Raw genomic sequence first — 13,798 nt, forward strand, 5'->3', positions numbered from 1 at the left:
TCGCTGGCATTTATAATTATGAACTTTCTTTAAAGACTAAATTAGAGATCGCCTGAGACTTTCGCAAGAGGTCTAATGAACATAACGGGTTTATTGATAAATATATTGGTGATGCGATTATGGCGCTGTTTAGCGGCGAAGCTGATAATGCTGTGAAAGCGGGAATTGCCATGCTGCATCGCCTCGTTGAATACAATCAACACCGCGCCAATTGTGGTTATCCACCGATTCAGATTGGGATTGGAATTAATACGGGTTCTTTGATGCTGGGAACGGTGGGCGGACCCAATCGCATGGACGGGACAGTAATCAGCGATGCGGTTAATTTAGCTTCTCGCGTGGAAAGTTTGACGAAAAATTATGGGGTGTCGCTGTTCATCACCCAGGAAACTTACTCGCGTTTAGAAAATCCATCCGAGTACGCAATCCGCACCCTCGATACGGTAAAAGTCAAGGGAAAATCTGAATTAGTAACAGTTTATGAGGTGTTTGATGCTGATCCGCCAGAAATCAAAGCGGGCAAGTTAGCTACGCTGGAATTGTTTGCAGAAGCGAGGGCAAATTACTGGGAAGGGAAGTTATTTGAAGCGGGGCGGCTGTTTGCCGAGTGTTGGCGTCAGAATCCGGGCGATCGCGTTGCTAAAATTTATTGGGAACGCTGTCAGTCTACTTTAACAAATCGCACAAAAATCAAAGACCGGCCACACAATTTACATTAAGGATACAAGTCCAAAACTCGATCGGTACATTAAAAACTAAACATTTGTTACACAAACAAAAAAAATTCTTTCAAACGTGCTATTCTATACACAAAGCTGGTGCCTTTTGACTTAGCGTTAATTTTTACCATAAAAATCAATATGCTCTCTATTCCAGGCGTTGCTGTCCAGACGCTGCTTTACGAAAGTGTCAACTCTCTGGTTTACCGGGCGATTCGGGAAGCAGATAACCAGCCGATTATCCTCAAACTCCTCAAAGAAAGCTACCCCACACCTCAAGAATTGGTGCGCTACCGCACCGAATACCGCATCACCCAAGAGCTGAAGGAGGCGGGAGTCATACAAGTTTATGATTTGCAAAAATACCAAAACAGCCTCGTGATGTTTGTGGAGGACTTTGGCGGCGAATCCTTGACAATTTGGATGCAGCAGGGAAAGTTTACTCTGGAGGAATTTTTGCAAATTGCGATCGCCACCACGGAAATTTTAGGACAAATTCACCGCGCCAACATCATCCACAAAGATATTAACCCCTCGAATATTGTTTACAACCCCGAAACAAAACAATTAAAAATTATTGACTTTGGCATTTCCACTCAGCTAACCAGAGAAACACCGATACTGAAAAACCCCAACGTTATTGAAGGCACCCTCGCTTACATCTCGCCGGAACAAACTGGCAGGATGAATCGCACTCTCGATTACCGCACTGACTTTTACTCGCTTGGCGTTACATTTTACGAGTTGCTGACGGGGAAACTGCCTTTTGAGACAGACGATGCTTTAGAGTTGGTTCACTGCCATATTGCTCGCCAGTCAGTTCCTCCGCACGAAATCGAGCCAGAAGTTCCCCTAATTGTGTCTCAACTTGTCAGTAAAATGATGGCGAAGAATGCGGAAAACCGCTATCAAACTGCATTCGGGGTCAAGCAGGATTTAGAGAGTTGTCTGGTTCAATTACAAGCAACGGGTAACATTGAGCAATTGGTCTTGGGAACGCGGGATCTTACAGACCGTTTCCTGATTCCCGAAAAACTCTATGGCAGAGAAACTGAAGTTTCTAATCTATTAGCAGCCTTTGAACGAGTCAGTACAGGTAGCGCCGAAATGATGCTGGTGGCTGGCTTTTCTGGAATTGGTAAAACCGCAGTCGTGAACGAAGTCCATAAGCCTATAGCCCGACAACGAGGCTATTTTATTAAAGGCAAATACGACCAATTTCAGCGAAATATTCCCTTCAGTGCATTTGTGCAAGCATTTCGGGAATTGATGGGACAATTATTATCAGAAAGTGACGCTCAGTTACACAGATGGAAAACCCTGATTCTCACCGCAGTAGGCGAGAGTGGGCAAGTTTTGATTGACGTAATTCCTGAATTAGAACACATCATTGGCGCTCAAATTCCTGCACTAGAACTGTCGGGGGCTGCCGCCCAAAATCGCTTTAATCTGCTGATGCAGAAATTTGTGCAAGTATTTACTACTGTCGAACATCCCTTAGTGATATTTTTGGATGATTTACAGTGGGCTGATTCAGCATCGCTGAAATTGTTACAACTATTGATGGAAAATACAGGAAATCTATTGGTGTTGGGTGCTTATCGGGATAATGAAGTGTCACCTACTCATCCGTTTATGTTAACAGTGGATGAGATTGTGAAGTCTGGGGCAGCGGTGAATACGATTACGCTGCAACCGTTGAGTTTAGCAGAACTCAATCAGTTGGTAGCAGATACGTTGATTTGCGATTTATCTTTAGCCGGGCCCTTGACAGAATTGGTTTATGAAAAAACTAAAGGTAATCCCTTTTTCTCGACTCAATTACTCAAGGCGTTGCATGAAGATGGGCTGATTATTTTTGACCGCCCTGTGTCCCCCTTTAGTAAGGGGGGAAGTAAAGGGGGGTGGCAGTGCGATATTACTCAAGTTACATTTGCCGACGCCTCGGATGTGCTGGAGTTTATGGCGGCGCAATTGCAGAAGTTGCCGAAAGAAACTCAGGATGTTCTAAAATTGGCAGCTTGCATTGGGGCGCAGTTTGATTTAGATACATTAGCAGTAGTCAGCGAAGAAGTACCCGAACCAACGGCATCAGTGCTATGGAAAGCTTTGCTTGAAGGACTCATTTTAGTCAGTGCAGAAGGCTATAACTTCATTCAAGCAGATGCTCAATCCCCTCCTGGATCTGTTGCTAATCCAACTTATAAGTTTCTGCACGATCGCGTCCAGGAAGCAGCTTATTCCCTAATACCAGAAAACCAAAAACAAGCCACTCATCTCAAAATTGGACAGTTACTCCTACACAAATACTCGGACCTAGAAAGAGAGGAAAAACTATTTGATATTGTGGGGCATTTGAATCAAGGAATTGAGTTAATCAATCAATTAAGCGAACGAGAAGCCTTAGCCAAACTAAACTTAGAAGCGGGAGGAAAGGCAAGAAGTTCTACCGCCTACGCAGCCGCAATGGTCTATCTGCAAACAGGGATTGAGCTACTGAGGGCCAACTGCTGGCAAAGTCAGTATGAGTTGACCCTGAATCTCTATCTTGCTGCTGCCGAAGTCGCCTATTTAAATGCTGACATTGAAGGCATGGAACAGATGGCAGCACAGGTGTTGCAAGAAGCTAAGACGATTTTAGACAAAGTTAAAATTTACGAAATTCAAATTGCCGCCCAGACAGCTCAGGGCAAGCTGTTGGAGGCGATCGCAGTCGGTAGAGAGGCCCTGGGACTATTGGGAATCGATCTCCCCACCGAACCTGACGGAGCCTTGATTGGCAAAGCGCTACAAACCCTGAAGAGCCAGCTCCACGAGAAAGAGATTGATGAACTGGCGAATCTGCCTTTGATGACAAATCCCCAGAATCAAGCAGCCATGCAACTGTTAAGAATGTTACCGGCACCGATTTTCATGGGAATGCCCGGTTTGCTGCCCCTGCTTAGCTCCACGATGGTTAGTTTATCGATCTCCTTTGGGAATGCACCCGCATCAAGTGTGGGGTATGCAATTCACGGTATGGCGTTGTGTGGTTTTTTGGGAGAGGTAGAAACAGGCTATGGCTTTGGTCGATTGGCACTAAGCTTGCTGGAGGAGTTCACTTCACGGGAATTCAATTCCATCATTCTGATGATGTTTGGGGCTTTGATACAGCATCATCAGGAAGCTATGAGATCCGCGATATTAACGCTGAAAGATGGCTATACGGTTGGGATGGAAATTGGCGATTTTGGTAACGCTGGCTACAGCATAATCAATTACTTTCACGCCAACTTTTTGGCTGGGGTAGAACTAGAGACTTGGGAACCCGAACTAGCAGATTACAGCACTGCCTTGGCTCTGGTGAAGCAATATTCTGCTCAGGATTCTTTGGATATGACACGGCAGACGGTGCAGAACTTAACTGAAGCCGTTAGTCAACCGGATTGCTTAATCGGAACTGCCTACGATGAAACAGTGATGCTTCCTAAGCACCATCAGGATAATCAACTCAGTGCCATCGCTCTTGTCTACATTTATAAACTGCTGCTTGCCTATTCATGGGGCAATTATCCGGCTGCCTTAAACCATATTTGCCAAGTCAAGCCGTATTTGATGGCATTATCGGGATTGGTTTTTGTTCCCGCTTTCCATTTTTATGCAGCTCTGACGCACTTGGCACTCTTCCCCACACAGCCAGGAACCGAGCAAGCTGAAATTATTACTCAGGCCCAAGCCCATCAAACGACTCTACAACAGTGGGCGCAAAATGCTCCGATGAATCATTTGCATAAATGGTATTTGGTTGAGGCCGAAAAACATCGCGTTTTCGGTAATAAAGTTGAGGCGATGGAAATGTACGATCGCGCAATCTTCCTCGCTAAAGAAAATCAATTCCTCAACGAAGAATCCCTTGCCAACGAACTAGCAGCCAAATTTTATCTAGAATGGGGCAAAGAAAAAATTGCTCAAACCTACATGATTGAAGCATATTATTGTTATGCTCAATGGGGAGCAACTGCTAAGGTAACAGATTTAGAAACCCGATATCCCCAGTTATTGACGGTAACTCAAACGGGAAGTAAAAAAAATAAAACTACCGCAACAGTGACGACAACGGGTTCGAGTAGTAATCTAGATATCACCACAGTAATGAAAGCTTCTCAGGCTATTTTCGGCGAAATATTGCTGGATAAGCTACTGTCTAGCTTGATGAAAAATTTGATTGAAAATGCAGGGGCACAAAAGGGCTATCTAATTTTGTCAAGCCAGGGAAAGCTGTTAATTCAAGCTGAAATGGCCATAGATGAACAAGTAACCGTGTTGCAGTCAATCTTAGTGGAGAATTGTCAACAACTTTCCTCCGCGATTGTCAATTATGTTGTCCGCACTCAAGAAAGCGTGGTATTGGATGATGCTCTCCGAGAGGGACAATTTACCAACGACCCCTACATCGTCACTCATCAGCCAAAGTCAGTTTTATGTGCGCCAATTCAGGGACAAGGCAAACTGGTTGGGATTCTTTACCTAGAAAACAATCTCACCACAGGCGCTTTTACTCCACAGCGAATAGAACTTTTAAATATCCTTTCTTCCCAAGCTGCTATCTCCCTAGAAAATGCTCAACTTTACACCCAATTAGAAGAATATACCCATACCTTGGAAGTAAAAGTTGAAGAACGCACAGCGGAACTAAAAGAAGCTAAAGAAACTGCTGATGCTGCCAACCATGCCAAAAGTGAATTTTTATCTAATATGAGTCACGAATTGCGAACACCCCTAAATGGCATTTTAGGATACGCACAAATATTACGGCGATCCCCAACGATGTCTTCACAGGAAATTCACGGCGTCAACATCATTCAACAATGCGGCGAACACCTGCTAACTCTTATTAACGATATCTTAGATTTGTCTAAAATTGAAGCGAGGAAAATGGAACTGTACCCAACAGATTTCCATTTTCCCTCCTTTTTACGGGGAGTTGCTGAAATCTGCCGCATCAAAGCCGAACAAAAAGACATCTCATTTATTTACCAACCTCCTTCAGATTTGCCAACAGGTATCCGTGCTGACGAGAAACGATTGCGGCAAGTGCTGATTAATTTGCTGGGTAATGCTATCAAATTTACCGATCGAGGGGGAGTCACTTTCAAAGTTGAGGTATTGAGAAATAGCATAAACTCTGACCCATTCCCAACTGACAAAATTCGTTTCCAAGTAGAAGATACTGGCATTGGCATGAGTCGCGAACAAGTGGAGAAAATATTTTTACCGTTCGAGCAAGTCGGCGAAAATCAACGGAAAACAGAAGGAACTGGATTGGGATTAGCAATTAGCCAGAAAATTGTTGAATTGATGGATAGTACCATCGAAGTAAAAAGTGAATTAGCGCATGGCAGCATTTTTTTGATAGATTTGCAACTCCCTTCATTGCTAGGCTGGAATCAAAATTTCACTGTTTATACAGGCGAACAAGTAATTGGATTTAGAGGAGATAAACGGAAAATTTTAGTAGTGGACGATCGATGGGAAAATCGCTCGGTTCTAATTAATTTGCTGTCTCCTATTGGCTTTGAAATAGCCGAATCTTCTAACGGCGAAGAAGGATTAGCTAAAGCGATAGAATTTCAACCCGATTTGATTATACTCGATTTAGTAATGCCAGTGATGGATGGATTTGAAATGACGCGATGTTTGAGACAGTCAGAAGAATTCAAACAGGTAGTGATAATTGGTTCTTCGGCTAGCGTTTATGAGAGCGATCGCCATAATACTATGGTAGCTGGTGCTGACGATTTTCTCCCCAAACCAGTGCAAGCGGATGACTTATTCCAAAAGTTGCAAAATCATTTGAAATTAGAGTGGATATATGAAGAAAAGAGAGAAGTACCCAGGGGGAAAAAAGAACATCAAGACCAACACGAGGCAGAAACTTCTACTATGGCGATTCCCTGTCTAGAAGAACTGGCTATACTGCTGGATTTGGCTAAGAAGGGTCGTGTTAAAGCTATTTTAGAACAAGTCGCTCGTATAGAAGAATCGAATGAAAAGTTTTTCTCTTTTGGACAAGAAATTCGTCAATTAGCCAAAGCTTTCCAGATTCCCAAAATACAGCAGTTACTCGAACAATATATGGATAGCGATTAGATGACAATTTAATTGTAGGGTGAGTAATTCCTACCCTACAGAAAAAGGGGAATGGCAATTTTTTGGATAAGGATAAAATAAGAATGACAGACAGCAAAAATCCTGACATTATTTTAATTGTAGATGATAACCCCACTAACTTGGAAGTGCTATTCGATACTTTGAGTAATGGAGGTTTTGAAGTGGCTGTGGCTATTGACGGTGAAAAAGCTATTAAACAGAGTGAATATTACCCGCCCGATTTGATTTTGTTAGACGTGGTGATGCCTGGAATTGATGGATTTGAAACCTGCAAGCGTCTGAAAGAAAATCCATTAACCAACGACATCCCCGTAATTTTTATGACCTCCCTTTCCGACACTGCCGATCGCGTAAAAGGTTTTAATGTAGGCGCAGTTGATTATATCACAAAACCGTTTCAGCAAGAAGAAGTTTTAGCCCGTGTTAACGTGCATTTGAAGCTGCGTTCTTTAACTAAGGAACTGGAAAAGCGAAATGTGCTCCTTAAACAGGAGATAAGCGATCGCATTGCGGCGCAAACTGCGTTGCAGGAGCTTAATAAAGAATTAGAACAACGGGTGCAAGAACGAACGACCGATCTTTCTCAAGTTTTGCATGAAATAAGAGAACTTTTTCAGGAATTGCAAGACAATGAAAGCAGATTAACTCAATTCTTAGAAGCAATGCCAGTGGCTATATTCATAGTCGATAGCAGTGGTAAACCTTTCTACACCAATCGCATCGCACAGCAGTTACTGGGCAAAGGAGTCATACCTGATGCTACTATCGAGGAATTAGCAGAAACGTATCAAGTCTATATTGCAGGTACTTCTCAACAATATCCTAGCGATCGAATGCCTGTAGTGCGTGCTTTAAATGGCGAAAGTGTAACAGTTTACGATTTGGAAATTCACCAGCCTGATAAAATTATACCCATAGAAGTTTGGGCAAGCCCCATCTACGATCGCACCCGAAAAATAGCTTATTCTATTGCTGCATTTCAAGATATTACGGAACGGAAAAAAGCGGAAGCAGAACGCCAAAGATTTACTAACGAACTCTTTCAACTCAACAAAGCTTACGAGCGCTTCGTCCCCAATCAGTTCCTCCATTTTTTAGAGAAACCAAGCATTGTCGATGTCGAATTGGGCGACCAAGTACAGTTAGAAATGTCGGTGCTATTTTCTGATATTCGCGACTTCACCACGCTTTCGGAAAGTATGACGCCGGAGGACAATTTTCAGTTTATTAATGCTTATTTATCTCGGATGGAATCAGCGATTATTGAAAATCATGGCTTTATTGATAAATATATTGGTGATGCGATTATGGCCCTATTTAGCGGTAATGCTGATAATGCAATAAACGCCAGTATTGCCATGCTGCATCAACTTCAAGTATACAATCAAGAGCGGGTTAATTCTGGTTATGCCCCGATTAAGATTGGCATTGGCATTAATACTGGGAATTTAATGTTAGGCACAGTGGGTGGGCAAAATCGCATGGATACGACGGTAATTAGTGATGCGGTGAATTTAGCTTCTCGTGTGGAAGGATTAACAAAAACTTATGGTATTGCTTTACTGATTACAGAGCAGACTTTTAACAAATTAGCTAATCCTAGCAACTATGCTATGCGGATGATTGCTCAAGTTAGTGTTAAGGGAAAAGTAAACTTATCTACAATTTATGAAGTTTTTGAGGCAGATATTCCTGAAACAAAGCGAGGTAAATTAACAACAAAAAATTTATTCGATCGAGGTTTGAGCTTATACCGCCAACAAAAATTTATCGAAGCTACAGAATTTTTTGTTCAATGTTTAAGCTTCTGCCCTTCGGATCAAGTTGCCCAAATTTATTTGGACTGGTGTGAGCAAAAAACTCTCACTTTAAACATCGATCTATTAGAAAGAAGTTTAGCTTTAATTAAACCTCAATCGGATGAATTTGTCAGTAATTTTTATGAAATCCTTTTTAAGGATTCTTCTCAGATTAAAAGTCTTTTCATGAATACAAAAATGGCCCAGCAAAAAGAAAAGCTTTGGCAAAGCTTAGAAATAATTATTGAAAATTTACGGAAACCTCAGTTAATTAATGTTTTTGCTAAAGGATTAGGTGCAACTCATGCCAAATATGGCGTTTCAGTAGAACATTATCCTGTTGTGGCCAATGCACTCATTCAAGCCCTGAAGGCGCAGATGGGTTTAGAGTGGACACCTAAAACTGAAAAAGCTTGGGTAGAGGCTTATACAATTATTCAGTCAGCTATGATTGATGGCATGGCAGCTATGTGACCTGGATGAGGTGTTTGATGCCGATCCACCAGAAATCAAAGCGGGCAAGTTAGCTACGCTGCAATTGTTTGGAGAAGCCTTGGCGATTTACTCGGAAGCGAAGTTATTTGAAGCGGGGCGGCTGTTTTCCGAGTGTTGGCGTCACAATCAGGGCGATCGCGTCTCTAAAATTTATTGGGAACGCTGTCAGTCTACTTTAACAAATCGCAGGAAAATCAAAGACAGGCCATACAATTTAGATTAATTGGAACAGTCCCAAACTCGATCGCTACATTCTTTGAGGGGCAGATCATTTTCATTTGTCACCAGTGGTATTGGGGCGACGGTTGGGTGCAGTCTCGGTTGGAGGGAGTGTGGCTGCTGCCACTGAATTTGGGGCAAACGGCTAGTTTGTGGCGGCTGCGGGAGTTTTTGGCGGATAAGCATAAAGGCTCAGACTGATGTGAAGGGCGATCGCACTTATTTTCTCTCAAAGTCTCATTCTTCAGGTTTACCCATTTTGCCTGTTAAGGTGTAGTGCATTACCTTAAGTTTTACCTCATCTTTACTTCCTAAATCTTTCAATTTCCGTAACTAACTCGAAGCCAAATTGTCTCACACTATTGACATAACTTTGGTCAGAGATCTATTAATAATTAGTAAATAGCTAGGTCTGAAGGAACACCAATCTCGACAAAAATAATTATCTCTGAAGATAGAAGAACCCCAAATTCAACACCGCTAATCTATAAAACTATGAGGGAGAAAAAACTACTTAAAAATTGATTAATCTAATAAATTTTTAAGTAGATATTAAGATTAAAAAAAGGAAATTTATGGTACTAAGCATTATTGTTCACGGTGGAGCAAAAACCATCACAGAAGAGAAGGTTGCAGCCAACAATGCAGGCTGTACCGCAGCCGCAGAAGCTGGTTGGGCAGTGCTCGCAAGCGGGGGTTCCGCAGCAGAAGCTGTTGAGGCAGCTATCCGGGTTCTGGAAACTGACCAGACATTTAACGCAGGCTTTGGAGCAGTTCTCAACAACCAGGGAGAGGTAGAGCTAGACGCAGCAATCATCGAAGGCGGTTCGTTAGCGTGGGGAGCCCTCGCAAATGTTCAAGGCGTGCGCCATCCCATCTCAGTGGCGCGAAAGATTATGGATAAAAAACCCATGTTCTTAGTAGCGGATCACGCAGAAGATTTTGCTGCAGAAAGTGGAGCCGAGATGTGTACAAAAGAAGACTTAATCGCAGATGAGCAACAGGAAGAGTGGGAGGAAGAAAAAGAAGTTATTGACCGCCCCAATACCGTTGGTTGTGTAGCTTTGGATAGTAGTGGCACCTTAGTGGCCGGTACCTCAACAGGCGGCACTATGAATAAGCCCGCCGGTCGCGTCGGCGACAGCGCCATTATCGGCTCAGGCTTGTTTGCTGAGAATCAACAGGGCGCTTGCTCGACCACAGGTGATGGCGAGTCCATTATGCCAGTAGTTCTAGCTAAGACGGCGATCGACTTTCTAGCGTCCGGCAAGCACCCAGACGAAGCAGCGAAGATGGCAATTGAGACTCTGGCATCTAAGGTGGCAGGAGAAGCTGGGTGCATCCTCATTGACCCTCAAGGGCGGGTTGGCTGGGCGCATAATTCAACGGACATGGCTTGTGCTTATAGAACCTCAGAAATGGACAAGGTGGCTGTGTTCACTAAGAAAAAACAACTCGTCCATCATTGAAATTATTGAGGCTGCATTCTCTCTAGTTGGAGAGAGTTAAAATTCCTCAACTAATATCTTATTTCCTAGGTATTAAGTAGCTGGACATCAATAAACAGTCTTTCAATTTGTAGGGCGGGCATTGCCCACCCTACGTTTAATTATGTCGAGCTACTTACTTGCCGGGAAAACAATTCAATTCAAACTCGACTTGAAGGTTTCTTATGAACTCAACCTACGACTTTCCTTACTTTCAGGGTAATTCTCTTTCCCATTTGTTTGCTCCAGACATCACAGATGCACGTTATGCGTTCATCCTAAATTACCCTGCAACTGCCAGTTGGGCTGCTTACCCCAACAGGGAAAAATACTTTATTCAAGACGGCAGCAGTGAAGCCACCAAAACTTCTTTCGACAAGATTGGCCAGAAGGAACCTTGGAAAAATCTGGCAGTGTTAGGCGATGCCATCCCAGGAATTGTGATTAATCAGCCGCCGAACTCGCTGATTGACTATTGGCGGGAGCATTTGGGCTTCAGCAACAGCAGTATGGAGATGATAGACTGCTCAACTTATCTCGAAGATCTCAGCGTAAGCGATCGCTTTGACAAACTCCTGACTCTATTTCCCTTCGACAATCTCAAACCTGAAAAACACGCCGTCCATCCCGACATCCACTACCACTTGCTCAGCAAACCAACGCTAGCAGAATTAGGCGTGCAATGTCCGAAATACGAAAGCTACAATCTGCACGAAGTCAATCTCGAAAGCATTCAGTTACCAGAGCAATTCCCCTACTTGATTAAAACATCCCACGGACTTTCTGGAGAAGGGACTTATATTATCAAAAGCGCCAGCGATCTGAACTACTGCTTGCAGGAAGTGAGGAAATATCTCGATATTAAGTTGGTGGATACGATTATAGTCTCAGAATTCGTCAAGAATGAAGTGCAGAACTATTGTGTGCAGTTCTATGTAAGCAAAACGGGAAATATCACGCTTATCGGCACTACCAGCCAACTTGTCACTCCAGAGGGCAGCTATCTAGGGGGACTGATTCACTACCGCGAAACCGACATGAGTAGGTTTTTTGAGATGATTGCCGCTATTGGTAAATATGCTCATCAACAGGGTTATTTCGGCGTTATTGGCTTCGACGTGCTGGAAGACTCTGAGGGACAGTTGTATGCGATCGATGCCAATTTCCGAGTTAATGGCTCGACTCCGCTTTGTGTGCAGCGCCATACCTTACTGGGGCTGGGAAAGGAGGTGGCTAAATATTCGAGTGACTGGCGAATGGATGGGACTTTGGAATCGATTCTTGTCACCCTGAAACCAGAACTCGATCGCAAGGACTTGATAATCTTGTCAGCTTTAGAGAAGGTTAAATACGGGAAAATCTACACGGAAATTTACGGGATAGTTGCGGGTGAGGATATGAAGGATATGCAGCACATCGAGCAGAATTTGCACACTAAGGGATTGCAGCAATAGGGTTAATATTTACTCTACCGATTGCAGCGTTTGGGGTGGTGGTGGCGATCGAATTTATTAAATTTTTAAGTGCTTTGGAACAGAGATAGACGTTGATGTGCGATCGAACCTTTTACAGCATTTTCAGCCCAGAGAGCCATTTTTAAGTTTGCTTGGGGGAGGGATAATGGTTGTGCAGTCATTTTTTTCCTATGGGAAAGCTATAATAGTGCCTCTTAAAGATGATTGTGACTATAAAAGCTAAGTCTTGTCGATTCGAAGAAAGTCCAAAGTATTGGGAAGCCAAAAACCATGTCACTCACATAAACCCAAGTAACTTATACTGAAGCTCAGACCAATCTCGATGAACTGTGCGAACAAGTCATAAGCGATCGCGATGCCATCATCACCCGCTCTGACGGCGAAAATGTAGCCTTAATTGCCACTGACGAATTGGCAAGCTTAATAGAGACAGTATATCTGCTGCGATCGCGTGTTGATTACTTATGAAGCATTTGGTCTTATTTCTTATCTAGTAATCAGCTTACCTTGATTTCTTGCTGCCGTAATTACATTGCGGTTAGCAGTAAAAACTTTGATACCAGGAACAGTCACATAATCACCATCATCAGTAATTACTTGAACTACCCCTGCTTTATCCATTGCTTCGAGAATTAGCAGATCGTAGCCATCTAAAAGTTGAGTTTGAAATCTAGTTAAAGATGCGTTAGTCGTAGTTTCATCAATAGTTATATCAGTCGATACAGCAATAGATGTTACCTGACCCCAAGCGGCTATAACTTCAGCTACTACGTTAGCTCTCTCTGTTGGCTTGTTATGGCGATATTCTTTTGGTTTTAATGTAGTCGAAAAAATTTCTCGTTCCGCTTTTTCAATAATATGTGCTAACTCTGCCAAAGAAAGCCCACAATATAAAAGCAATCCTTGAGCAGAAATAATTTTTGTTAAATAAGCAGGATAATCATTTATTTGATAGGGAGGAGGAGAGGTACTGGCTTGAGTGTAAGTCAGCCAGTACCATACATTAGTATCTACCAGAAAAATGTCATCTTTTTGAGGTGTGTCAAACTGGATATTAACTACCTCAGCCTTGACTGCATATTGGACTGCCATTATACATTTCCCACCTGTTGGCTGACAATTTCATTAATTGCATTGCGGGTTGCATCATCTGCTGCGTAGTAGCGTTTTGAGTTCTTAATCACCTGTTTGAGTATTTGATTGCCTACACTATTAAGATGAGAAAATGTCAGCAGACGGTTTAAAGTGTCTGGGGAGATATCCCTAAGTAGCTGTCCAATGGCAAAATTGAAAAAGGGAGATGCAAAAATCTCTACACCAGCAAAGTCAAGTTCCACAGCGTGCTCTGCCCGTAGTTCGGGGTATGTCAACTCATAAACCTTCATACCGTCATCGGGTGTCATGCAAGTTTTCCCAATCAAAGTGCCAATCTTGTAAGATTTCATATTTCAGAA

General features: G+C 42.9%; 8 protein-coding genes and 2 pseudogenes. 7 read left to right on the forward strand and 3 right to left on the reverse strand.

Annotated elements, in window-relative coordinates; genetic code table 11:
* Positions 1 to 74: 74 nt before the first annotated feature.
* The 4 genes and pseudogenes from QT996_RS18830 to QT996_RS18845 all read left to right on the forward strand — a co-directional run.
* Positions 75 to 719 (forward strand): annotated as a pseudogene (locus tag QT996_RS18830) (adenylate/guanylate cyclase domain-containing protein); the annotation flags it as partial.
* 141 nt (positions 720 to 860) lie between these two features.
* Positions 861 to 6,848 carry an AAA family ATPase gene (locus tag QT996_RS18835; protein WP_333048291.1) on the forward strand — a complete coding sequence of 1,996 codons (5,988 nt, stop codon included), beginning with the start codon at positions 861 to 863 and terminating at the stop codon, positions 6,846 to 6,848.
* Between the two features lie 83 nt (positions 6,849 to 6,931).
* Positions 6,932 to 9,142 (forward strand): response regulator, encoded by a 2,211-nt coding sequence (locus tag QT996_RS18840; protein WP_333048293.1) that lies wholly within the window; start codon positions 6,932 to 6,934, stop codon positions 9,140 to 9,142.
* Positions 9,123 to 9,386, forward strand: a complete 264-nt coding sequence (locus QT996_RS18845; RefSeq protein WP_333048294.1) for a hypothetical protein — start codon at positions 9,123 to 9,125, stop codon at positions 9,384 to 9,386. The genes QT996_RS18840 and QT996_RS18845 overlap by 20 nt, the downstream gene beginning before the upstream one ends.
* Here QT996_RS18845 and QT996_RS18850 read toward each other — a convergent pair.
* Positions 9,383 to 9,568: a hypothetical protein gene (locus QT996_RS18850; RefSeq protein WP_333048330.1), complete on the reverse strand. Its 186-nt coding sequence runs from the start codon at positions 9,566 to 9,568 to the stop codon at positions 9,383 to 9,385. The two genes, QT996_RS18845 and QT996_RS18850, sit on opposite strands and share 4 nt — an antisense overlap.
* Positions 9,569 to 9,957: 389 nt before the next feature.
* On the opposite strand from QT996_RS18850, the gene QT996_RS18855 reads away from it, so the two are divergent.
* From QT996_RS18855 to QT996_RS18865, 3 genes and pseudogenes are all read left to right on the forward strand, one after another.
* Positions 9,958 to 10,851 carry an isoaspartyl peptidase/L-asparaginase family protein gene (locus tag QT996_RS18855; protein ID WP_333048296.1) on the forward strand — a complete coding sequence of 298 codons (894 nt, stop codon included), beginning with the start codon at positions 9,958 to 9,960 and terminating at the stop codon, positions 10,849 to 10,851.
* Between the two features lie 203 nt (positions 10,852 to 11,054).
* Positions 11,055 to 12,323, forward strand: coding sequence for a carbamoylphosphate synthase large subunit (locus tag QT996_RS18860; protein WP_333048297.1), 1,269 nt, complete (start codon positions 11,055 to 11,057; stop codon positions 12,321 to 12,323).
* 321 nt (positions 12,324 to 12,644) lie between these two features.
* Positions 12,645 to 12,812: pseudogene (locus QT996_RS18865) on the forward strand (type II toxin-antitoxin system Phd/YefM family antitoxin); the annotation flags it as partial.
* Positions 12,813 to 12,830: 18 nt separating this feature from the next.
* On the opposite strand, the gene QT996_RS18870 reads toward QT996_RS18865, so the two are convergent.
* Complete coding sequence (locus QT996_RS18870; RefSeq protein WP_333048298.1) at positions 12,831 to 13,436, reverse strand: hypothetical protein; 606 nt, start codon at positions 13,434 to 13,436, stop codon at positions 12,831 to 12,833.
* Positions 13,436 to 13,789 carry an STAS-like domain-containing protein gene (locus QT996_RS18875; protein WP_193976172.1) on the reverse strand — a complete coding sequence of 118 codons (354 nt, stop codon included), beginning with the start codon at positions 13,787 to 13,789 and terminating at the stop codon, positions 13,436 to 13,438. Before QT996_RS18875 ends, QT996_RS18870 begins: the two co-directional genes overlap by 1 nt.
* Between the last annotated feature and the right edge of the window lie 9 nt (positions 13,790 to 13,798).

It is taken from the genome of Microcoleus sp. S13C4, assembly GCF_036700865.1.
Taxonomy (GTDB): domain Bacteria; phylum Cyanobacteriota; class Cyanobacteriia; order Cyanobacteriales; family Microcoleaceae; genus Microcoleus.

What these genes read in the sequence shown, in the direction of transcription:
- QT996_RS18860 (WP_333048297.1), top strand. Translation starts at nt 11,055, where the DNA reads ATGAACTCAACCTACGACTTTCCTTACTTTCAGGGTAATTCTCTTTCC.
- QT996_RS18840 (WP_333048293.1), top strand. Translation starts at nt 6,932, where the DNA reads ATGACAGACAGCAAAAATCCTGACATTATTTTAATTGTAGATGATAAC.
- QT996_RS18855 (WP_333048296.1), top strand. Translation starts at nt 9,958, where the DNA reads ATGGTACTAAGCATTATTGTTCACGGTGGAGCAAAAACCATCACAGAA.
- QT996_RS18850 (WP_333048330.1), bottom strand. Translation starts at nt 9,568, where the DNA reads ATGCTTATCCGCCAAAAACTCCCGCAGCCGCCACAAACTAGCCGTTTG.
- QT996_RS18875 (WP_193976172.1), bottom strand. Translation starts at nt 13,789, where the DNA reads ATGAAATCTTACAAGATTGGCACTTTGATTGGGAAAACTTGCATGACA.
- QT996_RS18835 (WP_333048291.1), top strand. Translation starts at nt 861, where the DNA reads ATGCTCTCTATTCCAGGCGTTGCTGTCCAGACGCTGCTTTACGAAAGT.
- QT996_RS18870 (WP_333048298.1), bottom strand. Translation starts at nt 13,436, where the DNA reads ATGGCAGTCCAATATGCAGTCAAGGCTGAGGTAGTTAATATCCAGTTT.
- QT996_RS18845 (WP_333048294.1), top strand. Translation starts at nt 9,123, where the DNA reads ATGGCATGGCAGCTATGTGACCTGGATGAGGTGTTTGATGCCGATCCA.